Genomic DNA, 24,254 nt, shown 5'->3' on the forward strand with positions numbered 1-24,254 from the left:
CCGGGTCAGTAGACCGAGATGTGGGGATGGTCGTAGTGGTTGGCCGTCGTCCCGCCCCGGTTGCTCATGAAGCGCCAGCTTCCGGTGCGGACGTGCCAGATGCGCTGGCGGTAGATCACGTACATGATCCCGAGCCGCTTGGCGTTCTTGACCACCCAGGCGGAGATCTCGTGCCCCCGCTTCACCTCGGCCGGGCTCGGCATCGCGCCGCCGGTGCTGAGCATGAAGTCGCAGGCCCGGCCGAGCGGGTGCTCGCCGCCGTCGTTGAAGGAGCGGTAGCAGCCGACGCCCTTGCCCGACCCGAACCGCTCGATGAGCAGGTCCTTGACCAGGCGCATGCGCGGGGTGATGTGATCGGCCCCGCCGGGCAGTTCGGGCACCCAGGTGCCGTCGGAGCGGCGGAAGCCCGGGGCGTCGTGCGCGAGGTCGATCTTGTCGCGGATGCGCTCGATGGTCTTCTCGGCCCGCTTGCGGCGCTTGTCGAGGTCCTTCATCGAGGTACGCAGCCGCTCGGCCGACTCCTCGGCCTCGGCCAGCGCCCGGGCGTGCCGGTCGCGCACGGCGGCGAACCCGGCCACCCGGCCGGCCTCCTCCTCCAGCAGGTACTGGGTGAGCGTCTGGCGGCGCAGGGTGCTCTCGGGGTCCACACCCCCGGACAGCATCGCGAGGGTGTGCTCGTTGCCGCCGTTGACGTACTGGCCGACCGCCATCCGGCGCAGCCGCTCGGACTGGACGTCGAGCACCCCTTGGGCTTCGTCGAGCCGGCCGCGGGCCTCGCTGTCGACCTTCTCGACCTTCTCCAGGGCGATCCGGGCCTGGTAGTAGTCGGCGATGAGCTTGTCGGACTCCTTGCGCAGGTCCTTCAGCTCGCGCCGCAACTGCTTGAGCGACGGCTTCGGGTCGGCGTGGGCGGGCACCGCCACCAAAACGAGTGCGGCCACGGCCGCGAGGACGGCTCGGAGGAACCCAACCGTCACGCTTCTCCTTCGCCCGTTCGGCAGGGCTCGCGGCCCTCTGTCCGATGGACGATGTTAGCGCCAGGCTTGGGCGGGTAACGCCAGGACTTCGAGCCTGGGTCTCGACTGCCCGACCGACACCCTCTAGGGGTATAGGGTACATTGGCGGACGTTTGCCTGATTGTAGAACTGAGAGCGAGTCGTCATGGCCGAGCACGATCACCACGCCCACCACCAGCCCGCCCACCACCAGCCCGCCCACACCGGGCACGGTGAGCACGCAGGACATGGGGCGCACGGCGGGCATGGGCCGGCGCCGACGACGTGGAAGACGGCCGCCTCGGCGACGTTGCACTGCCTGACCGGTTGCGCCATCGGCGAGGTGCTCGGCATGGTGATCGGCACCGCCCTGGGCTGGGGCAACCTGCCCACGATCATCCTGGCGGTGGCCCTGGCGTTCGTGTTCGGTTACGCGCTGACCATGCGCGGCGTCCTGAAGGCGGGCCTGACCTTCGGCCAGGCGCTCAAGGTGGCGCTGGCCGCCGACACCGTGTCGATCATGATCATGGAGATCGTCGACAACGGCATCATGCTGGTCGTGCCGGGCGCGATGGACGCCGGGCTGGCCTCGGGGCTGTTCTGGGGCGCGCTGGCGTTCGCGTTCCTGGTCGCCTTCCTGGTGACCTGGCCGATCAACAAGTGGATCATCGGCAAGGGCAAGGGCCACGCCGTCGTCCACGCCTACCACCACTGAGCCCCGCCGGAGGGCGGGATCAGGCGGCCTGCGTCTCGGCCGCGAGCAGCCGCCGCACCCGGGAGGCGGCCTCCCGCCCGGCGCGGTTGGCGCCGACGGTGCTGGCCGAGGGGCCGTAGCCGACGAGCTGCACCCGCGGCTCGCGCACGACCTGCGTGCCGTCCAGCCGGATGCCGCCGCCGGGCTCGCGCAGGCGCAGGGGGGCGAGGTGGTCGAGCGCCGAGCGGAAGCCGGTCGCCCAGACGATCACGTCCGCCTCCGCCGTACGCCCGTCCGGCCAGGCCACGCCGTACGGCAGGATGCGGGAGAACATGGGCTGCCGCTCGAGCGCGCCGCGGGCCATCGCCTCGCGCACGACGGGAGTGGAGCCGAGGCCGGTGACGCTGACGACGCTCTGCGGCGGCAGCCCGGCCCGGACGCGGGCCTCGACCAGGGCGACCGCCTCGCGACGGGCCTCCTCCCCGAAGTCGTCGCCGCGCCAGACCGGCGGGCGGCGGGTGACCCAGAGCGTGCCGGCGGCGACCTCGGCCAGCTCGGACAGCACGTGCATCGCCGAGGCCCCGCCGCCGACCACGACGACGCGGCGGCCGGCGAACTCGGCCGGGCCCCGGTAGGCGGCGTAGTGGAGCTGCCGGCCGGCGAAGCCGGGCGCGCCCGGATAGTAGGGCCAGTAGGGGCGGGTCCAGGTGCCGGTCGCGTTGACCACCGCGCGGGCGAGCCACTCCCCCGCGTCCGACCGTACGGCCAGCAGCCCGCCGTCGCGGCTGACCGAGGCGACGGTGACCGGCCGCACGACCTCCAGGCCGGTGTCGCGTTCGTAGCCAGCGTAGTAGCCGGGCACCACGACAGAGGCCGGCAGCAGCCCGTCGTCCCGCGGTTCGCGGCGCAGGCCGGGCAGGTCGAAGACGCCGTGCACCTTGTCCATGGTGAGCGAGGGCGAGCGGTGCCGCCACGCGCCGCCCGGTCCGTCGGCCGCGTCCAGCACGACGGCGGGCACCCCCAGCCGCCGCAGGTGGTAGGCGCTGGACAGGCCCGCCTGCCCGGCGCCGATGACGACGGCGTCGATCTCCCGCACCTCGGACTCCCTTCCACCGAAGGGAAACCGCCGGCGGGCCCGCGCTCTTCCCGGGCGGTCAGCCGGTGGCGGGCAGGCGCAGGTCGGCGTAGACGCCGCGGTGGTCGGTGCCGGGCACGTCCAGGATCTCCACGCCGGCCACCGAGGCCCGCCGGTCGGCCAGCACGTGGTCGATGGTGATGATCGGCGGCACCCGCCGCGCGTTCGGCCAGGTCGGCACCAGGCCCTTGCCGGCCTGCTCGGCCGCGTCCAGGTAGCCGCGCCCGAGCAGGTCGCGGAAGGCGCGGTGGTCGAGGCTGGCGTTGAAGTCCCCGGCCAGCACCCGGATCCGGTCGTCGCCGGCGGCCGGCGGCAGCGCATCCAGGGAGGCGTTCCACTCGGCGGTCATCCGGCCCAGCGGCGGGTTGGGGTGCACGGCGACCACCTCGACGCGCGCGCCGCCCGGCAGGGTGAGCGCGGCGGCGGGCATGTGGTGGCCGATCGGCGTGAACAGCCCGTCCAGCTTGGTCAGCGGCAGCGTGGCGTACAGGCCGCTGCCGGAGGCGCTGAACTCGGGTTCGAGCACCCGGTGCGGCATCAGCGTGCCGAGCCCGGCCGCGTCCAGGCGCTCGACCTGGGCCGGAGTCAGCTCAAGGGCGCTCAGCACGTGCGGCCGGTGGCGGCGCACCAGCTCGACGATCGCCGAGGCGTCGGCCCGGCCGAACATGTTGATCGCCAGCACCCGCAGCTCCTGGCCGCCCGCCGCTGCCTCGCCGCCGGCGACGGTGCGCGGGACGACGGTCGCGGCGAGCGCGAGCGCCGCGGCCAGCGCGAGCGCGGCCTGTTTCCACGACCGCCGTACGGCCAGCAGCAGCGCCGTCAGCCCGCCGGCCGCGACCGCGTACGGCGTGAGCGTCATGAGCTGCGTTAGGAAGCTCCCGGTCTCCAGCCCGAACACCCGCAGCACCGCCCATAGGGCCAGCAGTACCGCGACGGTCCAGCTCAGCCAGCGTCTGCGGCGCCGACGCGGCGGAGTTCCCGGCTCCGCGGGCCCGCCGGAGGTGCGGCCGGGCGTGGTGGTGGTCTCCGTGTCATGCACCGTTCCAGCGTGGCCGACCAACCTGAGAATCCCGTGAAGAACATCTTTTTTCGTCGTGTTGCACGAATCCGGAGGCTATGGGCTCCTCTTAGGGTCCAGAGGGGGTATGCGAAGCCCGCCCCTGGGAAGCAGAAAATCAAGAGTGCGAGACCTGGAGTAGAGCGTGAAGATCACTGGGGTTGAGCTGCGGCGGATCGCGATGCCGCTGGTGGCGCCGTTCCGGACGTCCTTCGGCACCGAGACGTCCCGGGACGTCCTGCTGGTGCGGGTGGTGACGCCCGAGGCCGAGGGGTGGGGCGAGTGCGTGGCCATGTCGGAGCCGCTCTACTCCTCCGAGTACGTGGACGGCGCCGCCGAGGTGATCAAGCGGTTCCTGATCCCGGCGCTGCCGGCGGACGTGGACGCGCAGTCGGTCGGCCGGGCGGTCGAGCCGATCAAGGGGCACCGGATGGCCAAGGCGGCGCTGGAGACCGCGGTGCTGGACGCCCAGCTCCGCGCGGCCGGCGAGTCGTTCGGCCAGTTCCTGGGCGCGGCCAGGGACGAGGTGCCGTGCGGCGTCTCGGTCGGCATCATGGACACCGTCCCGCAGCTCCTGGACGCCGTGGACGGCTACCTGGCCGAGGGCTACGTGCGGATCAAGCTGAAGATCGAGCCGGGCTGGGACGTGGAGCCGGTGCGCGCGGTGCGCGAGCGCTTCGGCGACGAGGTGCTGCTCCAGGTCGACGCCAACGCCGCCTACACGCTGGTGGACGCCCGCCAGCTCGCCAAGCTGGACGACTTCGGGCTGCTGCTGATCGAGCAGCCGCTGGCCAACGACGACATGGTCCAGCACGCCCAGCTCGCCAAGCAGTTGCGCACCCCGATCTGCCTGGACGAGTCGATCGAGTCGGCCGAGCACGCCGCGGCGGCGATCGCGCTGGGCGCCTGCTCGATCATCAACATCAAGCCGGGCCGGATCGGCGGCTACCTGGAGGCGCGGCGCATCCACGACCTGTGCCGGGCCAACGGCATGGCGGTGTGGTGCGGCGGCATGCTGGAGACCGGCCTGGGCCGGGCGGCCAACGTGGCGCTGGCGGCGCTGCCCGGCTTCACGCTGCCGGGTGACACCTCCGGTTCGCGGCGCTACTACGCCACCGACATCACCGAGCCGTTCGAGCTGGACCACGGGCACCTGAGCGTGCCGAAGGGGCCGGGCCTGGGCGTGGAGCCGATCCCGGACATCCTGGAGGAGGTCACGACCGCCACCGAGTGGATCTCCCTCTGATCCTGCCTGCCGTACGGCCTCCGGACGCGTTCCGGGGGCCGTCGCTGTTGTCCAGGGCCGGAGGCCGGAGGTCCTAGGCCGGGACACGAAGAGGGGCCGGGCACTTGGTGAAGCGGCACGAATCGACGGCGGGGCGCCCTGTCATACCGTCGCCCTGTGACGGATAACGTACGTGAGTTGCGGGATATCAAGGACTTTGTCCGGGCCTGCGAGCTGTTTGATGACATCTGGCATTTCGAGCAGGACAACCGGCCGGTGACCCCCGACCTCATGAAGGCGCTGTCGCACGCGGGGGGTTACGTGGCCGGGGCGTTCGACGGGGACGTGCTCGTCGGCGCGTCGGTCGGCTTCCTGGCCGAGGGGCGGGCGCTGCACTCGCACATCACCGGGGCCAGGGCCGGGCACGGCGTCGGTCACGCGCTCAAGCTGCACCAGAAGGCCTGGGCGCTGGAGCGGGGCCTGGAGCGCATCTCGTGGACCTACGACCCGCTGGTGTGCCGCAACGCCCACTTCAACCTGGCCAAGCTGGGCGCCCGGCCGGTGCAGTACCTGCCGGGCTTCTACGGGGTGATGGGCGACTCGATCAACCAGGGCGACGACTCCGACCGGTTGCTGACCGTGTGGGAGCTGATCGACCCGCCGGCCTGCTCGGCGGAGCCGGCCGAGGTGCTGCTCGACACCGAGGGGCGCGTCACCGGCTCCGAGGCCCCGACCGTGCTGGTCGCGGTGCCGCAGGACGTGGAGGGGTTGCGCCGCACCGACCTCGCCGCGGCCCGGGCCTGGCGGCTGGCCGTGCGCGAGGTGCTCGGCGGGCTGCTGGAGGGCGGCGGCGAGGTGGTCGGCTTCCGCGACCGGCGCTACTACGTGGTCAGGCGGGGCACCGCGGCCAGCAGCGCGCGCGTGTAGTCGTGAGCGGGCTCGGTGGTCAGCCGCTCCGCCGGGCCCTCCTCCACCACGCGGCCGCCGTGCATGACCGCGATGGTGTCGCAGACGTAGCGCACCACGGCCAGGTTGTGCGAGATGAACAGGATCGACAGTCCCAGCTCCGCCCGCAGCTCCCGCACCAGGTTGAGCACCGCGCCCTGCACGGAGACGTCCAGGGCGCTGGTGATCTCGTCGGCGACCAGGAGCTCGGGCTCGGCGCCGAGCGCGCGGGCGATCGCCACCCGCTGGCGCTGCCCGCCGGACAGCTCGCGCGGGTAGCTGCCCATCACCTTGGCGGGCAGGGCGACCAGGTCCAGCAGCCGCTCCACCTCGGCCCCGCGCTCGCGGGCGGGCAGGCGCAGCAGCGCCTCTGCCACCGACTGCCCGATCGTCATGCGCGGGTCGAGCGAGGCGTAGGGGTTCTGGAAGACCATCTGCACCCGCCGCCCGTCGCTGATGCGTCCGGTGTGCGGGACGAGCCCGCTGACCGCGCGGGCCAGCGTCGACTTGCCCGAGCCCGACTCCCCCACCAGGCCCACGATGGCGCCCGGCGGGATCTCCAGGGTGACGTCGTCCACCGCGGTGAACGCGCCGTAGCGGACGGTCAGGTTCTCGATGCGCATCAGGCCTCCCAGCAGGCGACGTCGTCCACGAGCGGCGGCCGCTCGGCTTGGCAGCGGGCGGTGGCCAGCGGGCAGCGGGGCGCGAAGGCGCACCCGTCGCCGACCGCCTCGGGGGCGGGCTGGCGGCCGGGGATGCTGGCCAGGGGCCGCGACCGGTCGGTCGACATGTCCGGCAGCGAGTCGATCAGCGCCCGCGTGTAGGGGTGGCGGGCGGCCTTGAGCTGGTCGGCGGGGAGCTGCTCGACCACGCGCCCGGCGTACATGACCACCACCCGGTCGCACAGCTCGCCGACCACGGCGATGTCGTGCGAGATGAACAGCACCGCGGCGCCGGTCTCCTCGACCACCTCGCGCAGCAGCTTGAGGATCTGGCGTTGCACGGTGACGTCGAGGGCGGTGGTCGGCTCGTCGGCGATGATCAGTCGCGGCCGGCCCATCAGGCCCATGGCGATCACCGCGCGCTGGCGCATGCCGCCCGACAGCTCGTGCGGGTGCTGGCGGGCGTTGCGGGCCGGGTCGGGCAGCCGGACGTGGCCCAGCCGGTCCACCGCCTTGGCCCACGCCTCGGCGCGGGTGGCGCCCTGGTGCACGGTGGCCACCTCGGCGAGCTGCCCGCCCACCTTGAGCGCGGGGTTGAGCGCCGCCTCCTGGAAGACCATGGCCAGTTCGCCGTCCAGGTCGAGCCGCGCGGAGGTGACCACGCCCGGGTAGGGCACCAGCCCGCCGATGGCGGCGGCGGTCAGGCTCTTGCCGCTGCCGGACTCGCCGACCAGGCCGACGATCTCACCGGGCGCGACGGCCAGCGACAGCCCGCGCACCGGCGTCACGCCGCCGGGGAAGGTGACCGTCAGGTCACGCACCTCCAGCACCGCGTGCGGGTCGCGCTCCTGCTCGGCCGCGGGCGGCGCGGCCACCTTCTCCGGCGCCAGGACGGCGGCCCGCCGCGCGGCCTTGACCAGCGCGTCGCCGATCAGGTTGAACCCGATGCCGGCCAGCGCGATGAAGACCGCCGGCCCGAGGGCCACCTCCGGGGAGACGTAGATGCGCGGGAAGCCGTCGAAGAGCAGCCGGCCCCAGTCGAAGTCGGGCGGCTGCACGCCGAGCCCGAGGAAGGACATGCCCGACAGCGCCAGCAGGCTGGCGCCCATGGCCTGGCTCAGGTTGAGGATGAGCGGCTCGGCGATGTTGGGCAGCACGTGCCGGACCAGGATGCGGTGGCGCGGCACGCCGAGCATGCGGGCGGCGCTGACGTAGTCGGCGCCGGCGACCGAGGCGGCCAGGGTCTGGGTGAGCCGGGCGAAGCCGGGCGCGACGGCGGCGCCGATGCCCAGGACCGCGCCCTTGGCGCCGAGCCCGGTGACCACCGCGACGAACATGGCCAGCAGCAGGCCGGGGAAGGCCACCAAGGCGTTGACCGTGCCGGTGACCAGCCGGGCGCCGCGCCGGGGCAGCACCGCGGGCAGGGCGCCGAGCACGGTGCCCACCACCGCGCCGATCAGCGTGGCGGCCAGCGCCAGCGCGAGCGAGAACTGCCCGGCGACCAGGACGCGGGCGAGGATGTCGCGGCCGAGGTTGTCGGTGCCGAGCGGATGCGCGGCCGAGGCGCCCTGCAGGATGGCCGTGGAGTCCATGCGCTCGGCCTCGGCGCCCCACACCAGCGGGCCGACGACCGCGAGCACCGCCAGCGCCGCGACGATCACCAGGCCGGCGAGCCCGGATCGGTTGCGCATCAGCTCTCCTTGAGGGTCGAGGTCGGGTCCAGCAGCGCGATCAGGAAGTCGACCAGGAAGTTGACGACCAGGACGGCCACGCCGTACACGAGGATCACGCCCTGCGCCACCGGGTAGTCCTTGAGCGTGATCGACTCGACGATCCGGGCCCCGAGGCCGGGCCAGGCGAAGACGTACTCGACCAGCACGCTGCCGGCGATGAGCGCGGTGAGCAGCAGGCCGCCGGTGGTGAGGGTGGCGGTCAGCGTGTTGGGCAGCACGTGCCGCAGGTGCAGGCGCAGTGCCGGCAGCCGTTTGGCCCGCGCCAGCCGTACGTAGTCGGCCGACAGCTCGCGCGCGGTCTGCGCACGGGCCAGCCGGGCGATCATCGCGGCGGGGCCGATGGCCAGCGCCAGGACCGGCAGGATGTAGGACTCCGGGCCCGACTTGCCGGCCGGCGGCAGCCAGCCGAGGGCGATGGAGAACAGCGAGACCAGGCCGATGGAGTACAGGAACTCCGGCACGGCCACCGCGCTGCCGGTGAGGGCGCCGAAGGCGGTGTCGGTGCCGCGGTTGCGGCCGTTCTCGGTGCGGATGGCCGCCCACATGCCGAGCGGGACCGCGACCACGAGGGACAGGGCGGTGGCCAGCAGGGCGAGGGTCAGCGTGCTGGGCAGGCGGGCGGCGATGACCTCGCCGACCGGCTGGCCGGAGATGAAGGAGGTCCCGAACTCGCCGGTCAGCGCGTTGCCGGCGTAGGCGGCCAGCTGCTCCAGCCAGGGCCGGTCCAGGCCGAGCGCGGCGCGGCGGGCCTCGACGAGCTCCACCGGCGCGGCGGGCCCGAGCGCGGCCCGCACCGGGTCGCCGGGGATGAGGTGCAGCATGGCGAAGGAGGCGACCAGCAGGACCGCCAGCGAGATGAGCAGCCGCAGCAGGTGGCGGAGCAGCCGCCGGCCCCCGGCCCGCCGGGCGGCCCCGCGCGTCGCGCGGGCCGCCTTAGGCGCGGCCGGGGGAACGATCACGGGGCTCGCCACTCAGTTGCTCCCCTCGACGCGGAAGGAGTAGGGGTCGAAGAGCCCGGCCTGCTGGGCGGCCTTGGCGCCCTTGGTGGCGTTGAGGACGGTGATGGTGGAGACCGGGACCAGGTCGGAGTTGGCGATCAGGGCCGACTCGGCCTCCAGCCACAGCTTGCAGCCCTCGGCGCCGGGGGTGGTGGCGGCCTTGGCGACCAGCTCGGTGTAGCGCTCGTTGGCCAGGTGGGCGAAGTTGGCGCCCTTGGGCGCGGCGGGTCCGGACAGGAAGCCGACGAGCTGGCTGGGCAGGGTGACGCCGATCGGCAGCCAGACCACGTCCCAGTCCTGGGTGACGTTGAGCGACTCGGCGAGCTTGGTGTCGATGACGCCGTTGAGCTTGACCTCGACGCCGATCTTCTTCCAGGCGGCGGCCAGGTACTCGGCGGCGGCCTGGACGCCTGGGCCGCGGGTGGTGGTGTAGAGCAGGCGCAGGCTCAGCTTCTTGCCGTCCTTGGCGCGGATGCCGTCGGCGCCGGCGGTCCAGCCGGCGGCGTCGAGCCCGGCGGACGCGGCGGCCGGGTCGAGGCCGGGCACGTGGCCGCTCACCGAGTCGCCGATGCAGGGCGGCACGCCCGGGACCAGCCCGGTCACCGGCTTGCCGGTCCCGCCGCTGGAGACGCGGCCCAGCTCGGCCAGGTCGAGCGCCTGGGTGAGCGCCTTGCGGACCGCCACGTCGTTGGTCGGCCGGTCCTTGCCCTGGTGGTAGAAGTACTGGCCGTTGCTGACGTTCTCCTCCTGCTTGTCCACCCCGGGTGCCGCCTGCACGCGCTGGCGGTCGGGGCCGAAGAAGGTGGCGGCGTTGACGTCGCCGGACATCAGCAGGTTGGCCGCGGTCTGCTCGTTGGGCACCACCTTGAGCACCACCTGGTCGGGCAGCTCGGCGGCCGACCCCTGGCGCTTGGCGAAGGTGTAGTGGTCGCTGGGGGCGACCTCCTTCAGCTCGTACGGGCTGGTGCCGTAGGTGGCCTTGGCCAGCAGGGAGCGGTCCTGCAGGCCCTTGCCGCAGACGATGAACAGCAGCCGGGTGCTCTCCAGGATGAAGCTGAAGGGCTCCGGCGTGCTGACGGTGACGGTGGCGGCGTCGGCGGCCGCCTTCATCCCGACCGGCGCCAGCACGCCCAGCAGGGGCGACTTGTTGGCCGGGTCGGTCAGGTAGTTGATGTTGGCCGCGACCTCGGCCGGGGTGAGCGTGGAGCCGTCCGAGCACTTGACGCCCTGGCGCAGGGTGAAGGCGACCGCGTCCGGCTTGACCTCCCATTTCTCGGCGAGGCCGGGAATGATCTTGCCGTCGGGCGAGGTGCGCACCAGGGTCTCGTAGGCGAGCGAGAGCACCGAGTTGGTGGCACCGAGCACGGCGGTGGCGGGGTCGAGCAGGCCGGGGTCGGCGCCGACGGCGATGGTGAGCGTGGCCGGGCCGGCCTCGCCGGCTCCGCCGCCGCACCCGGCGGCCAGCAGGGCCAGCGCGGCGGCCGCCGCAGTCTTTCTCATGGGGCGCTCCAGGAAGGGCAAGGGGTGATGCGCCCCACATTCGTCCCTCGGCCCCCGCCGGGGCTTCGTGCCCGGTGACGAAATGCGCGGGCCCGCTCGTGCGGATGCCCGAAGAGCGCTAACGCCGGAAGATGCGCATCTGCAGCATCAGGGCGAAGCGGGCCTCGGGATCGGCCAGGTCGAACCCGCCGATCTCCGACAGCCGCTTGAGCCGGTAGCGGAAGGTGTTGGCGTGGACCATCACCTCGGCCGAGGCCGCGGCCACGTCGCCGAAGTTGTCCAGGTAGGCGCGCAGCGTGGCCAGGAGCTGGCTGCCGTGCTCGGCGTCGTAGGCCTGCAGCCGCTGGTAGGGGCCGGTCGGGATCTGCTCCTCGGCGGCCACGGTGTCGGCCACCTGCAGCAGCAGGGCCTCGACGTGCACCTGGGCGTAGCCGGCGGCCTGCCCCGCCGTACCCCTGGTGCGCAGGACGCGCAGGGCCCGGTCGGCGTCGGCACGCGAGCGGGCCACCTCGGGCAGGCTGGCCACCACCCGGCCCACGCCGACGTTGGCCGCGTAGCGGGGGCCGACGCTGGCCAGGAAGCTCTCAGCCACCTGCAGGGCGCGCTCGTCGGTGTGGGTGGGCAGCACGGCGTAGGCGACCGGCCCGAGCGCCGCGGCGGCGGCCCGTGGATGGATGGAGCCGACGTGCAGGGCCAGCGCGTCGCAGAAGCGCTGGCGGTCGCTCTCGCTCTTGGCCGGGTCGGTCTCGGGCTCGGCGAGCTGGGCGGCCAGCACGCACAACCGCTCGGTGGCGATGCCCAGCCGGCCGGCGGCCTCGGCGGCCTCGGCGCCGCCCTCCAGGACGGTGGAGAGCAGGTCGGCGCGGAGCCGGCGCTGGCTGCCCGCCCCGGCGCGCTCGCGCAGCAACTGCAGGGCGACGATCTTGGCGGCGTCGGTGAGGGCGCGCTGGCGCTGCTCGGTGAGCGGCTCGTGCACCGCCGCCCAGATCGAGCCCAGGATCTCGTCCCCCGACCGTACGGCTATCGCCACCCGGTTCATGCTGTCGCCCTCGAGCTCCATGTAGATCGGCCCGCGGCTCTGGTAGAGCTCCTTGAACAGGCCGCGCTCGACCAGCATGCGCTGGTACATCTCGGGCACCTGACGGCCGAGCACGGTGGCGATGCGGCCGGCGTCGGCCTCCTCCTGGCGGGCGGAGAAGGCCAGGACCCGGGCCGAGCGGTCCTCGATGGTGACCGGCGCGTCCAGCAGCGCGCAGACCGCGTTGGCCAGGGAGAACAGGTCTCCTTGGGGGTCGTCGTCGAGTTCGCCCTCGGCCAGCAGGGAGCGCAGCAGCGCCGAGACCTGCGACCAGGAGGCGGCCCGCGACAGGCCGAGCACGCCGGTGCCGGTGGCGGCCGCGGCCTGCCGTACCGCCTCGGAGTCGGCGACCGGGTGCTTGACGACCAGCGCGACCGCGCCAGTGGAGCGCTCCAGCAGGTCGAGCAGCTCCTGCGCGCTGCGGACGCCGACGGCCAGCAGCAGCGTGCCGGGCGGCAGGTGGAGCTCGTCGTGCGGGTCGAAGATGTGCACGCCGGTGACCTCGGTGTCGAGGTCGGCCGGTGGGACGGCCACGTCCAGCACGGTACTGCCCAGGTCCTCCAGGAGCCTGCGCAGACTGGCACGTGGCCGTTCGTTCACCTGGTCAAAGTACACGCAACCGGTCCACGGCGTCGCGGCCGGCCCGGCCGATGGCGGCGTCGGCCTCCGGATCGCGCAGCCCGAAGCGCGGCGAGCGGAGGAAGACCGCGACGGCGTAGCGCCTGCCGTCGGGGTACTCCACGACGCCGGCCTCGTTGCGCACGCCCCAGAGCGTGCCGGTCTTGCCGGACACCTTGACCTCGTCCGGGAAGCCCGCGGCCAGGCGGTGCGGCCAGATCTGGCGGCCCATGATCTGGCGCACCTCGGCGCACGCCTCGGGCGGGCCGGCCTCGTCCCGCCAGATGCGCGCCAGCAGCTCGGTGATCTCCCGCGGCGTACTGGCCGTGGTCCGCAGGGGGTCACGGACCGGCAGGTCGCGGATGATCTCGTCGGTCAGCTCCTCCAGGGGGTGCTCGATCTGCGCGAACAGCTCGGCGCAGCCCCCGATGAGGTGCGTGCGGGTCAGGCCCAGCTCCTTGAGCGTGGCGTTGACGTTGTCGCAGCCGACGCGGCGCAGGAGCACGTCGGTGGCGGCGTTGTCGCTCATGGTCATCATGAAGTGGGCCAGGTCGCGCAGGGTGAGCGAGACGTCGTCGGCGCAGCCGGAGGTGCCGATGCCGCCGTCCTTGTCCCGCTCGCCCACGGTCAGCCGCTCGGTGCGCTCGATCTGGCCGAGCGCCGCCTGGCGGGCGTACTCCAGCACGATCGGGATCTTGAAGACCGAGGCCAGCACGACCGGGTCGTCGGCGCCCTGGCCCACCTCGGCGACGCCGTCGACGTCCCGGGCGTGGACGAAGATCTCATACACGGGGCAGCGCCCTCCCGTTGTGCAGGTAGGCGGCGCGGCCGTCCCGCACCACGAAGGTGACGGTGTCGTGCTGCCCGTCCTCCGCCTCGGCCGAGATGAAGGAGTCGCCGGAGTGGTGCACGTAGAGCTTGGTGGTCTCGGTGGCGCCCATGCCGGCCATGAACTCGCCGGGCAGCAGGGTGAGCCGCAGCCCGCCGTCGGCGCCGGCGACCTCGTAGGCGAGCTGCGGGCCGGCGTAGCGGCCGGTGTAGACGGCCGGGTCGAAGTCCGCGCCCGGCTCGCCGGGGACCGGGAAGTCGGGCACGTCCAGGCCGGTCTCCTCGCGGATGATCGGCAGCGCGAGGTCGGCCAGCAGGCCCAGGAAGCCCTCGCCGTTGGCGCTCATCGCGATCACGAAGTCGCTGCCCGGAACCACCCGCCAGAAGGTGCTCTGCCCCGGGGTGCCGCCGTCGTGGCCGAAGGCGCCCCAGGAGAACAGCTCGAACCCGAGGCCCCAGCGGTCGGCCAGCAGGCCGGAGACGCCCGGCACGGCGATCTGGACCTCGCGCATCGCCGCGACCGACGCCTCCGACAGCACGCGGGTGCCGTCCTCGGCCAGGCCGCCGGCCAGGAACATCCGGCCGAAGCGCACCAGCTCGCGCGGCGCCAGGCACATGGTCGAGCCGGCCGGCGCGTTGGAGCGCGGCATCTGCCAGCGCGGGTAGACCTCCTGCCCCGGGCCGATGTGCCCGGCCGAGGCGCGGAAGAGCACGGCCTCCTCGCCGAACAGCGCGGACTGCGTGGCGCCCAGCGGGGTCAGCAGGCGGTCGCGCAACGCCTGCTCCCAGGTGGTGCCGCGCAGCCTGGCCACCAGCGCGCCGAGCACGACGTAGCCGGCGTTGCAGTAGGAGAACAGCTCGCCCGGCTCGTGCACCTGCCCGGCGTCCTTGAGGAAGGCCACGAACTTCTCGAGGCAGTCGTCGCCGCGGCCGGTGTCCTCGAACAGGTCGCCGTCGAAGCCGCCGCTGTGCGACAGCAGGTGCCGCACGGTGATCGGGCCCTCGACCGGGAAGTCCGGCAGGTAGGCGCGCACCGGCTCGTCCAGGTCGACCAGGCCGTCCTCGACCAGTTGCAGGACCAGGGCGGCGGTCCAGACCTTGGTGGTGGAGCCGACCTGGAAGACGCTGTCGGGAGTGGCCAGCACGCCGGTGCGGCGGTTGAGCACGCCCGCGGCGGCCTCGGTCAGCTTGCCGCCGGACCAGACCGCGATGCCCGCGCCGGGGGTGCCGTGCTTGTCCAGGGCCTCGTTGAGGCGGAGCTGCAGGCTCACGCTGACTCCTTCTTGGGGGTGGCGCGCACACCGAGGTGCAGGTACGGCGAGCCGTCGGGCAGCTCGTAGAAGACGGCCGACAGCCAGTCCGGGTCGCCGGGGCGGCGGGCCACGAAGGTGACGTCGTCGACCGGGACGAGCGCGAGCTCCTGCGGCTCCTGGAGGGCGGCCAGCGCGCCGGTCGCCTCCATGCGCAGCGTCAGCTCGCCGCCGCCGTCGGTGATGGTGATGCGGGCGCCGACCCGCTCGTAGACGCCGGTGTAGCGGGCCGGGTCGATCCGCACCGGCTCGGCGGGCGGGGCCAGCCTCGGCCGCACGACCAGGCCGTCGAGCTCGGCGAACAGCTCGGTCGCCACCGCGTGGGTGAAGGCGCCGCTGTGCCCGCCGTTGGCGGAGACCGCGACGACGGTGCCGGTGTCGGGCACCACCCAGAGCATGGCGTGCTGGCCGATGGTGTTGCCGCCGTGCGAGACGACCTTGTGGCCGCTCCACTCGTCGAGGATCCAGCCGACGCCCCAATGGCTGCCCAGCGCGTGCGGGTCGGGGATGGCCACCTGCGGCTCCCACATCAACGCCGGGTCCTTCAGCAGCCTGCCCTCCAGGTGGGAGCGGCCGAAGGCGACCACGTCCGCCGGACGGGCGTTGATCAGGCCGGCCGGGCCGCACGAGCGCATCAGGCCCCACACCGGCGTGGTGGCGCCGCCCTCCACGTGCCCGGTGGCGGCGCGGAAGCGGATGACGTCCTCCGGCAGCGTCCAGGTGTGGGTCAGGCCGAGCGGGTCCAGGATCTGCTCGCGCAGCGCCTGGTCCCAGACCTGGCCGGTGAGCCGCTCGACGATGCGGCCGGCGATGATGAAGCCGGAGTTGCAGTAGGACTGGGTGGCGCCGAGCGGGTGGTTCTGCGCCAGGGTGGCGCAGGCCTCCAGGTAGCGCTCCACGCAGTCGTCGCCGCGGCCGGTGTCGAGGAACAGGTCGCCGTCGATGCCGGAGGTGTGGCTCAGCAGGTGCCGTACGGTCACTTGCCGGGTCACCTCGGGGTCGGCCACCTTGAACTCCGGCAGCAGCTCGATCACCGGGGTGTCCAGGGTGAGCCGGCCCTGCTCGGCCAGGATCATGAGCTGGGTCGCGGTCCAGACCTTGGTGACCGAGCCGATCTGGAAGAGCGAGTCGGTCGTCACCTCGACCCCGGTGTCACGGTTGAGCACCCCCGCGGCGAACTCGTGCAGCTCGCCGCGGTGCCAGTAGGCCAGGGCGGCGCCCGGGACCTCGTACTGCTCGATCAGCTCTGCGAGTCGATGACCCATTGCTGCAGCCACTGCACGATCCTCTCGTTGTAGTCAAAGCGGTGGGACGGGCGTCCGTTCAGGATGAACAGGTGGGAGCCGCCCGGATAGCGGACCAGCCGGACCGGCACCTCCCGCTCGCGCAGCGCGGCGAACCACTGCTCGGCCTGGCCGACCGGGCAGCGGTCGTCGTTCTGGCCGTGCAGGATCAGCGTCGGCGTGCGCACCCGGGAGACGTAGGTGAGCGGCGAGGTCTTGACCAGCTCCTCGCGCAGTTCGTGCCGCTTGAGCAGGAGGCCGGCGTCGGAGGTGCCGCTCATGCTGGTCAGGTCGCTGACGCAGCCGCCGGGGATGACGGCGCGGAAGCGGTCGGTCTGGGTGCTCAGCCAGCAGCTCATGTAGCCGCCGTAGCTGTAGCCGGTCACCGCCAGCCGGTCGGGGTCGGCCACGCCCTCGGCGACGAGCTCGTCGAGGGGGCTGAGGAAGTCGCCGGTGTCGGCCAGGCCCCAGGCGCCCAGCGCGGCGGTGTAGAAGGCTTCGCCGTACCCGTCGCTGGCGCGCGGGTTGAGGGTGAGCACGGTCCAGCCGGCGGCGGCGAGCACCTGGTGGTAGAGGTGGACCCCGTCGAAGACGGGGGCCCAGGCGTTGTGCGGGCCGCCGTGGATGTCGAGCAGGAGCGGGCCGGGCCCGCTCAGCTCGGGGTCGCGCAGCACGAAGCCCTCGACCTCGGTGCCGTCCGGCGCGGTGAAGCGGCGCGCGGTCGCCTCGAACAGCGCCACGTCCGCCGGAGCGTAGGCGGTGAGCTGCTCGCCGTCGAGGAAGACCTCCCCCTGGCTGTACGGCGTGGCCGCCACGTGGGCGACGCGGCCGGCGGCGACGCTGACCCCGGCGACCACCTGGCCACCGGCCTCCAGCGGCTCGGCGCTCGCCGAGCCCGCGGGCAGCCGGACGAGGTGGGTGTAGCCGCGGTCGCGCACGCAGAACAGCAGGTCCTCGCCGAGCAGCGCCGGCGTCGCGCCGGGGTAGCCGGGGGCGCCGGTCATGACGTTGCGGTCCAGGCCGGTCTCGATCTCGACGGTCTCGCCGCCGGTGAGCTCGAACAGGCGGGTGTGCCCGGACGGGTGCTCACGGAAGCCCGCGACGATCAGGCGCTCGCCGAGGTACCACGCGGCCGTGGCGATGAGCTCGGGGCCGGTGAGCCGCTCGGGCTCGCCGCCGTCGAGGCCGACGCGGTGGATCGCGCCGCGCACGCTCAGGTCGCCGTCGGTGCCGGGCCGCCCGGGCGCCGGGTCGGCCGCCTTCTCGATGTCGGCGGCGAAGACCAGGTGGTCGCCCGCCGGGGACCAGGAGGGCTCGCCGGCGTGGAAGGCGCCTGAGGTGAGCCGGCGGCTCTCCCCGGAGGCCACCTCGACCACGAACACCTGCGAGGTCAGCCCGCGCAGCAGGCCGGCGCCGTCGGCCTTGTGGTCGAGGCGGTCGGCGACGACGGGCGCGTTCGGGTCGAGCTCGCCGGCCGGGCCGCTGTAGGCGATGCGGGCGCCGTCCGGCGACCAGACGGCCGCGCCCGCGCCGAGCTTGGCCTCGGTGAGCACCCGCGGCTCGCCGCCGGACATGGGCAGCAGGTGGAGCTGCGGGGTGCCGTCGACCGGCTTGAGGAAGGCCAGGGTGGAGCCGTCGGGCGACCAGCGCGGGGCGCTGCCGGTGGCCAGGCGCCGGGGCTCGGCCCCGGGCGCGGCCAGCCAGATCTCGGCGATGGTGGCGTCGCCGTCCCGGTCGGAAGTGGTCAGGGTGTAGGCGACAGCCGTGCCCGCGGGGTCGATCCGGGGATCGGACGGCGTCGCGAGACGGTAGAGGTCGTCCAGGGTGAGGCGGCGCATGCCGGAACCGTAGGACGGTTCCGGGCCGGGATCTTCGGGCTGCGGCACGAACGCGGACGGGCTCGTTGGTGCCGCAGCCCCATGCTCACGCCGGGACGCGCGGGCCGTAGTACAGGATGAGCCGCTCCCCCACGGCTTTGGGGAAGGTCGCCAGCTTGCGCACCAGGTTGCCCTCGAAGTCGATCACCCGGAAGTCGGTGTCGGTCCAGCAGGTCAGGTGCTCCTCGTCGAACCAGCCGGTCTGGAAGGTGCAGGGCGAGGCGAAGCGTTTGTGCTCCTGGCCGCTGGCGGTGTCGTAGACGCAGTGGTCGTTGTTGGAGGCGTCCGGGCAGTCGGTGACGAACTTGGCCCCCGACGGCGAGAAGAGCGTCTCGGCCTCGCCCTCGCCGACGTTCGGCACGGCCTTGGCCTGCTGGCCGGTGGCGCTGTAGAAGACCACCTTCTGCTTGGCCTTGGTGTTGGTGAGGCCGACGACGCCCTGCTGGCGGTGGTCGAAGCCGAAGTTGGTCTCCTTGTCCACGCCCTTGATCAGGCGCGCGCGGAAGGTGGCGTCGAGGTCGCGGACGTCGATGATGCCGAAGCCGCTGGACTGCCAGTCGCCGCTGACGTGCTTGCCGACGTTGAGCAGGATCCTGGTGCTGTCGTGCGACCAGGTCTCGATGTAGGCCTCCATCGGCTGCTTCACCGTCTTGACCTGCGTGGTCTTGCCGGTCGCCTTGTTCACCACCTGGATGGTGTCGTACTTGTCGCCGGTGTAGTTCTTGGTGCGCAGCGCGGTGTAGGCGCCGTCCGGCGACACGCGGGCGGCCAGGTAGTTCGGGTAGCCGCGGTAGCCGGTGCCGTTCTTGGCGTAGTCGACCCAGTCGGCGTCCTTGGTCTTCTTGTAGGAGAAGCCGAGCAGGGTGATCGGGTCGCTGTCGTGGCTGATGAGCCGGGCCTTGGCGTCCGGCAGGGTGGTGCTCTTCAGCCCCTCGGTGGCGATCGGCGTGGCGGTGGGGGACGGCGGCGGGGAGGTGGCCGGCGTCTGCTCCGGGGACTTCTCGGGCGTCTTGTCCGGGGTGGGCGGCTGGTTGGACTCGCCCGCCACCGGGGTCGTCCCGGTCTTGCCGCCGGTGTTGACCACCACGATCACGACCACGGTCGCGATCAGCGCCAGGACCGCCGCGACCGCGGCGAGCAGCAGGCCGGTCTTCTTCTTCGGCTGCGCGGGCACGGTGTGCTGTTGTTGCTGCTGCGACCAGGGCTGCTGGCCGAGGTACTGCGGCTGCGGCACCGGGCCGCTCTGGAACTGCTGGTGGCCCGGGAAGCCCTGCTGGCCGCTCGCGAAGGACGGCTGGCCGTGCTCGTACGGCGGGGTGGACGGGTGGCCGTTCGGGTACTGCGGGCCTCCGGGGTACGGCTGGCCGGGCGGCGGCACCTGCTGGTGCGGGCCGCTCGGCTGCGGTTGGTGCGGCTGCGGGTGGTGGGGCTGGGGGTGGTGGGGCTGCTGGTAGGGGCCGCCGGGGTGGTGGGGGCCGCTCGGCTGCATCGGCCCGCCCTGCTGGTGGGGGCCGTTCTGCTGGTGGGGGGCGTAGGGGCCGCTCGGCTGGTGCGCTCCGGGCGGCGGGACCGGTCCCGACGGCTGGAACGGCCCGCCGGGCCCCGCCGGGGTGGCCCAGCTCTGCGCCTGCACGCCAGGCACGGCCATGCCGCCCGCCGCCGCCCCCTCGGGCAGCGACGCCCCGGGGTTGTGCAGCAAGCGCATGATCACCTGCTGGGCGGTGGGCCGGTGCGCCGGGTCCTTGGACAGGCAGGCCGCCACCAGGTCGCGCAGGTCCCCGTCGATGGTCGACAGGTCCGGCTGCGCGTTCAGCACCCGGTTGATCACCGCGGGCACCGACTCGGCGTAGAACGGCGCGGTGCCCGCCGAGGCGAACGCGATCGTGCTCGCCCAGGAGAACATGTCCGCCGCCGGGGTCACCTGCGAGCCCATGATCTGCTCCGGCGCCATGAACGCCGGCGTGCCCATCGGCGTCGAGGTGATCGTCGGGCCGCCCTCCAGCGCCCTGGCGATGCCGAAGTCGATCACGCGCGGGCCGTCGGAGGCCAGCAGCACGTTGGCCGGGCTGAAGTCGCGGTGCACGATGCCGGCCTGGTGGATCGCGGCCAGCGCGGTCGCGGTGCCGATGGCCAGCCGCTGCAGGGCCGACCCGCTGCGCGGGCCCTCCTCGCGCACCACCTGGGCGAGCGAGCGGCCCTCCACGAACTCGCTGGCGATGTACGGCCGGTCGTTGTGCACGCCGGTGGCGACCACCTTGGCCGTGCAGAACGGGGCCACCCGCTGGGCCACCGAGACCTCGCGGGCGAATCGCTCGGCGGCGACCGCGTCATCGGTGAGATGGGGATGCAGCCACTTCAGCGCGACGAGTTCGCCGTCGGGGGCCTCACCGAGATAGACGACGCCTTGACCACCCTGGCCCAGGCGACCGCGCAGCTCATATGCCCCGATTCGCTGTGGATCATCCGGTCGGAGGTCAGACGCTAATGACATAGGTAGATTATTGTTGATCCATCGGGCGAGGATGCGCGTCACCCTCGCGGGGGACCCGCCGACGTGCGCCAATCGTTATCCGGGCGCCCTTGGCCGATCCTGGCCGGGTCTTGTGGCGGCTTGCCGTACCTGCGCCAAAGCCTGGTGGCCCGCCTCCGCGGGCGGAGACGGGCCACCAGGGCAGGCTGGTCAGGTCAGGCGGCGGCCTTGGCGGCCAGGGCCACGGTGGCCTCGCGGGTCACGCCGTTGACGGTCACCGAGACGATCACCTGGCCCTCGCGCAGCGCGGTGAGCGCGCCGGTCGCCGGGTCGAGCCAGGCGGTGTGCCACGGCTTGAGGCCGGCTCGCGTGCCGATGTGCAGCGCCGGGGAGCCCGCCCACCGCGCCGAGACCGGGTAGGCGACCGGGACGGTGCGCGTGCCCTGGACCAGCGACGCGCTCACCTTGCCGGGCGTGCCCACCGTCACCGAGGCCGGCGCGGTCAGCGTCAGCTCGTCGACGTGCGGGCGCACCTGCGCGCCGATCCAGGTGGGCGCGTCCACGAACCAGTTGCGCCGCACGTGCGCCGCCTCCTGCTCGCTGACCGGGTCCACGCCCCACAGCGACCAGCCGGTGAAGCCGCCGTCGTCGGCGGCCGTCGCCGGGTTCTTGCCCGAGTTGCCGTTGATCAGGTACGGCACGGCGTCCACCCGGGAGGCGTGGAAGGTGCCGACGTGCGCGCCGATGAAGGCCGCGCCCTTGCCGGTGGTGCGCTGGAAGTCGGCCAGCCAGCCCTCGACCAGCGCGGCCTCCTTCCGGTCGCCGAGCTGGCTGCCCTTGCCCGCCGTGGGGTCGCGCGGCGGCACGTGGAACAGCACCACGACCGAGCCGACCCGCGGGTTCTTCGCCGCCTCGTCGAGCCGCTCGCGCAGCGCCGCGACCTGGTCGAAGCCGCCGCCGCGCAGGTTCAGCCGCGAGGTGTCGAGGGTGACGAACCGGGTGCCCTTGTGGTCGAACGACTTCGACGTCGCCCCGAACACAGCGCGGAAGTTGTCGATCTTGCCGCCCATGACCTCGTGGTTGCCCGGGATGTAGTGGTAGGGCAGCTCGCCCTTCAGCTCCTCGTCCAGGATCCGCTTGGCCAGCGCGAAGTCCTCCGGCGAGGCCTCGTCCACCAGGTCGCCGTTGATCAGCAGGAAGTCGGGGCGCGCGGTCTTGATCTCCTGCAGGGTACGGCGGGCGTTCTTGACGATGTCGCTGTCCGGCTGGCGGGCGACGAACTGGGCGTCCGACATGACGGCGAAGCGCCACTCGGCCTTGGCCACCTCCGGCCGGATCACCGGGTCGGCCACCTTCGGCGCGGCGGGGATCTCCACGGGCGGCGGCACCTTGGCCACCAGGCCGTCGATCAGGATCTCGCTCGCGTACTTGGCGTCGGGGCGCGTCTCGGCGACGTAGAAGCGGCGGAGCCGCATCGGGTAGTTCACGCCCGGCGGGACGGTGAACTCCACGAACTTCCAGCCGGTCCACGTCACGTACGGGCCGCGCAGGATCTGCGACTGGCCCAGCGCGTCGTAGAACTCCAGGCTCGGCCACTCGCCCTTGCCGTTGCCGTGGATCCACAGGCCGAAGCCCTGCGGCTGGCCGTCCACCACGATCTGCTGCGGCGGGCTGGCGTAGGCGGCGCGCGTCGCGGTCGACTGGGTGAAGTCGTAGGCCAGCTTCAGCGCGGTGCCGCTCTGGCCGGGGGCCGCCGACAACGAGCCGGTCGCCCGGGCGGCGGCGAACGTCCAGGAGGCGGCGTTCTCGAAGTCGGCCACCTTGGCCTCCACCGAACCGACCGTCACCGGGACCGCCACGCTCGCCCGGCCCACCTTCGCGGTGATCAGGCCGGCGCCGGTCGGCTGCTTCGCGGTCACCGCGAACGCGCCGTGCTCGGCGGGGGTCACCTCGAACAGCGTCTTGTCGTAGTCGAGCTGCACGTCGGCGGGCTCGATGGGGGCGGAGTTGCCGTTCCGGTCGTACCCCACCACCCCGAACCGCCCGCTCGCCGCCGCCTGAGCCACATCGGCGCTCTGCCCGTCGGCCGCGGGCTTCGCGGTGTTGTCCTGCGCGGGTTGGTCCGGGGTAACGGACGGCTGCTGGCCGGCGTCCGCCGAGGTCTCCGGGCCGGCCGGCGTCTGGGGAGTGGCGGACGTCTGGGGGGCTGCCGCCGCCTGGGAGGCGGTGGAGGCAGCGGCGGCGGGGACGGTGAGGCTGAGGCGGTCGGTGGTCGCGCCGAGCCGGGCCAGCGGCTGCAGCACCGTCAGGTCGATCTCGCCCTTCGCCTCCCCGCGCCACGCCGTCACCTTGGTCTGGCCGGGCACCAGTGCCCGGAAGACGCCGTCCCTGCCGACCAGGCCGTGCACCGCGGGGTTGGCCCGCCACTTCGGCTCTCCGGCCGCCGGGCCGTAGGTCTCGTCGAATCCGGCCGCGGTGAGCTTCCGGGTCAGGCCGGGGAACACCCGCTCCGGCCGCCCACCGGCGACCGGCCCGACACCGGGCGCCTTGGCCGGGTCGCTCGCGGTCTCCAGCCAGAAGCCCTTCAGCTTGCCGCTGCCCTCGGGCGCGTACAGCGCCAGCCCGTTGGGCACGTGCCGCTCGCCGCCGTCCGACGGGCTGTTCTCCACCTGAACCGACGCCGCGCCTGGCTCGCGCGCCAGCAGCGTCGAGGAGCCGCCGCCGTCGAGGTTGAGCGCGTTGTGCGCGCCCAGCTCGACCATCATCTGGGCCAGCTCGCTCAGCGTCACGCCGCGGCTGTCGGCCTGCCGGCCGTCCACGGTCAGCAGGTGCATCGTGCGGCCGTCGGCCGAGAAGCCCACGGCGGTGCGGGGGTGCGCCGCCGGGTCGGTGATCGGCTGGACCGCCCCGTCCTTCACCAGGACGTGGCTGCCGCCGACCGCAGTCCGGATACCACCCGGCTTAGGCTGATATTTCACCTCAATCCGGTCGCCGACCTTCAGCCCGGCCAGCGCGTCCGCCCCGGCCTCCCGCCCGAGCAGGATCGTGGTCCCCGCGACGACCGGACCGCTCCCGGCCGCCTGCCGTACCGCGGTCACCGCGCCGTCGCGCAGCTCCACCTCGGTCACCTTCGCCGCGCCCTCCACGGTGCGCGTGCGCGCGTACGAGCCCCACAGCGGCGTGAACACGCCCACGCCGCCGGACTGGATGCGCTGGTTGAACTGCGTCAGCGGGATCGTCGCCCCGCCCGCCACCGCCGCGCTCCCCTCGAACGCCGCAGTGATCACACTGCCGACGCCCTCCGGGCTGATCGCCACGGCCTTGTCCCAGCCCTGGACCGGTGACTGGACGAGCTCGCCGTCCTTCACCCCGATGCCCTGGGCGGCGCCGGACTGGTTGATGTCGAAGAAGTCGCCGTTGACCGCGGCGACCGCCTTGGCCCGGCCCGCCGGACCGGACAGCGGCTCGGTCTTGGAGACCTCGCCCGAGAACAGGTAGCCCGCGCTCGCCTTCCCCAGATCCGCCGACAGCGCGTCCGCGCGGAGCCATCCCGCGGCGTCGTACCGGTCGAACGAGGTCAGCGTCACGCCCGGCGCCACCGGCCGGGTCCGGCTCGCCGTCTCCAGCCGCTGCGTGACCGGAGCGGCCAGCAGGGTGGACGGCGCTTCATAGGAGGAGGCCGGCGGGCCGTCCTCAACGGGGGGTTGACCCAGGAGAAGGGTCGCGGCTAGTGCGATGTTGAGGGTCTGCACGACCGAACTCAATCTTGCCGTGGTTACAAGTTTCAAGACCTACGGGTGGACTAAAAGAAAATTTCATCCCCGTCCGCGTTTCCGGCGTCCGTCC

At 73.2% G+C, this 24,254-nt stretch carries 17 protein-coding genes; 3 read left to right on the forward strand and 14 right to left on the reverse strand.

Going from position 1 to position 24,254, the window contains the following annotated elements; translation table 11 throughout:
• Window positions 1-5: 5 nt before the first annotated feature.
• Complete coding sequence (locus AB0I67_RS28985; RefSeq protein WP_357929529.1) at window positions 6-977, reverse strand: hypothetical protein; 972 nt, start codon at window positions 975-977, stop codon at window positions 6-8.
• A gap of 184 nt (window positions 978-1,161) precedes the next feature.
• Here AB0I67_RS28985 and AB0I67_RS28990 point away from each other — a divergent pair, with 184 nt between their 5' ends.
• Window positions 1,162-1,710, forward strand: coding sequence for a DUF4396 domain-containing protein (locus AB0I67_RS28990; protein WP_357929532.1), 549 nt, complete (start codon window positions 1,162-1,164; stop codon window positions 1,708-1,710).
• A gap of 19 nt (window positions 1,711-1,729) precedes the next feature.
• On the opposite strand, the gene AB0I67_RS28995 is transcribed toward AB0I67_RS28990, so the two are convergent.
• Both AB0I67_RS28995 and AB0I67_RS29000 read right to left on the reverse strand, forming a co-directional pair.
• On the reverse strand, window positions 1,730-2,785 hold the full coding sequence (locus tag AB0I67_RS28995) for an FAD-dependent oxidoreductase (RefSeq protein ID WP_357929534.1): 1,056 nt from the start codon (window positions 2,783-2,785) through the stop codon (window positions 1,730-1,732).
• A 58-nt stretch (window positions 2,786-2,843) separates the two neighbouring features.
• Window positions 2,844-3,863, reverse strand: a complete 1,020-nt coding sequence (locus AB0I67_RS29000) for an endonuclease/exonuclease/phosphatase family protein (RefSeq protein WP_357929537.1) — start codon at window positions 3,861-3,863, stop codon at window positions 2,844-2,846.
• Window positions 3,864-4,026: 163 nt separating this feature from the next.
• Here AB0I67_RS29000 and menC point away from each other — a divergent pair, with 163 nt between their 5' ends.
• Together menC and AB0I67_RS29010 are read left to right on the forward strand one after the other, a co-directional pair.
• Window positions 4,027-5,127 (forward strand): o-succinylbenzoate synthase, encoded by a 1,101-nt coding sequence (menC, locus tag AB0I67_RS29005; RefSeq protein WP_357929540.1) that lies wholly within the window; start codon window positions 4,027-4,029, stop codon window positions 5,125-5,127.
• Window positions 5,128-5,283: 156 nt separating this feature from the next.
• The gene (locus AB0I67_RS29010; protein WP_357929543.1) at window positions 5,284-6,033 is read left to right on the forward strand and encodes a GNAT family N-acetyltransferase; all 750 of its coding nucleotides are present in this window, start codon (window positions 5,284-5,286) and stop codon (window positions 6,031-6,033) included.
• On the opposite strand, the gene AB0I67_RS29015 is transcribed toward AB0I67_RS29010, so the two are convergent.
• The 11 genes from AB0I67_RS29015 to AB0I67_RS29065 all read right to left on the reverse strand — a co-directional run bounded on the left by AB0I67_RS29015 (window position 5,988) and on the right by AB0I67_RS29065 (window position 24,160).
• On the reverse strand, window positions 5,988-6,674 hold the full coding sequence (locus tag AB0I67_RS29015; protein WP_357929546.1) for an ATP-binding cassette domain-containing protein: 687 nt from the start codon (window positions 6,672-6,674) through the stop codon (window positions 5,988-5,990). The two genes, AB0I67_RS29010 and AB0I67_RS29015, sit on opposite strands and share 46 nt — an antisense overlap.
• A complete protein-coding gene (locus tag AB0I67_RS29020; protein ID WP_357929549.1) occupies window positions 6,674-8,404 on the reverse strand; it encodes a dipeptide/oligopeptide/nickel ABC transporter permease/ATP-binding protein in 1,731 nt (576 codons plus the stop codon). The genes AB0I67_RS29015 and AB0I67_RS29020 overlap by 1 nt, the downstream gene beginning before the upstream one ends.
• A complete protein-coding gene (locus AB0I67_RS29025; RefSeq protein WP_357929551.1) occupies window positions 8,404-9,417 on the reverse strand; it encodes an ABC transporter permease in 1,014 nt (337 codons plus the stop codon). Before AB0I67_RS29025 ends, AB0I67_RS29020 begins: the two co-directional genes overlap by 1 nt.
• Entirely contained in the window at window positions 9,418-10,944 is a 1,527-nt protein-coding gene (locus tag AB0I67_RS29030) for an ABC transporter substrate-binding protein (RefSeq protein ID WP_357929554.1), read from the reverse strand. It lies immediately after the preceding gene.
• 118 nt (window positions 10,945-11,062) lie between these two features.
• Window positions 11,063-12,622: a helix-turn-helix domain-containing protein gene (locus AB0I67_RS29035; RefSeq protein ID WP_357929557.1), complete on the reverse strand. Its 1,560-nt coding sequence runs from the start codon at window positions 12,620-12,622 to the stop codon at window positions 11,063-11,065.
• Between the two features lie 4 nt (window positions 12,623-12,626).
• Complete coding sequence (locus AB0I67_RS29040) at window positions 12,627-13,430, reverse strand: serine hydrolase (RefSeq protein ID WP_357929560.1); 804 nt, start codon at window positions 13,428-13,430, stop codon at window positions 12,627-12,629.
• Window positions 13,423-14,739, reverse strand: coding sequence for a serine hydrolase domain-containing protein (locus tag AB0I67_RS29045; protein ID WP_357929562.1), 1,317 nt, complete (start codon window positions 14,737-14,739; stop codon window positions 13,423-13,425). Before AB0I67_RS29045 ends, AB0I67_RS29040 begins: the two co-directional genes overlap by 8 nt.
• Window positions 14,736-16,043: a serine hydrolase domain-containing protein gene (locus AB0I67_RS29050; RefSeq protein WP_357929565.1), complete on the reverse strand. Its 1,308-nt coding sequence runs from the start codon at window positions 16,041-16,043 to the stop codon at window positions 14,736-14,738. Before AB0I67_RS29050 ends, AB0I67_RS29045 begins: the two co-directional genes overlap by 4 nt.
• Window positions 16,019-17,899: a S9 family peptidase gene (locus AB0I67_RS29055; RefSeq protein WP_357929568.1), complete on the reverse strand. Its 1,881-nt coding sequence runs from the start codon at window positions 17,897-17,899 to the stop codon at window positions 16,019-16,021. Before AB0I67_RS29055 ends, AB0I67_RS29050 begins: the two co-directional genes overlap by 25 nt.
• 85 nt (window positions 17,900-17,984) lie before the next feature.
• Window positions 17,985-20,429: a protein kinase gene (locus AB0I67_RS29060; RefSeq protein ID WP_357929569.1), complete on the reverse strand. Its 2,445-nt coding sequence runs from the start codon at window positions 20,427-20,429 to the stop codon at window positions 17,985-17,987.
• Window positions 20,430-20,623: 194 nt separating this feature from the next.
• Window positions 20,624-24,160: a phosphodiester glycosidase family protein gene (locus AB0I67_RS29065; RefSeq protein ID WP_357929571.1), complete on the reverse strand. Its 3,537-nt coding sequence runs from the start codon at window positions 24,158-24,160 to the stop codon at window positions 20,624-20,626.
• Between the last annotated feature and the right edge of the window lie 94 nt (window positions 24,161-24,254).

The sequence above is a fragment of the Nonomuraea sp. NPDC050310 genome (assembly GCF_040655795.1).
Classification (GTDB): domain Bacteria; phylum Actinomycetota; class Actinomycetes; order Streptosporangiales; family Streptosporangiaceae; genus Nonomuraea.

Bases quoted from the DNA above. Each gene is read 5' to 3' on its own strand.
- AB0I67_RS29060 (WP_357929569.1), bottom strand. From the start codon at position 20,429: ATGTCATTAGCGTCTGACCTCCGACCGGATGATCCACAGCGAATCGGG.
- AB0I67_RS29015 (WP_357929546.1), bottom strand. From the start codon at position 6,674: ATGCGCATCGAGAACCTGACCGTCCGCTACGGCGCGTTCACCGCGGTG.
- AB0I67_RS29030 (WP_357929554.1), bottom strand. From the start codon at position 10,944: ATGAGAAAGACTGCGGCGGCCGCCGCGCTGGCCCTGCTGGCCGCCGGG.
- AB0I67_RS29055 (WP_357929568.1), bottom strand. From the start codon at position 17,899: ATGCGCCGCCTCACCCTGGACGACCTCTACCGTCTCGCGACGCCGTCC.
- AB0I67_RS29020 (WP_357929549.1), bottom strand. From the start codon at position 8,404: ATGCGCAACCGATCCGGGCTCGCCGGCCTGGTGATCGTCGCGGCGCTG.
- AB0I67_RS28990 (WP_357929532.1), top strand. From the start codon at position 1,162: ATGGCCGAGCACGATCACCACGCCCACCACCAGCCCGCCCACCACCAG.
- AB0I67_RS29050 (WP_357929565.1), bottom strand. From the start codon at position 16,043: ATGGGTCATCGACTCGCAGAGCTGATCGAGCAGTACGAGGTCCCGGGC.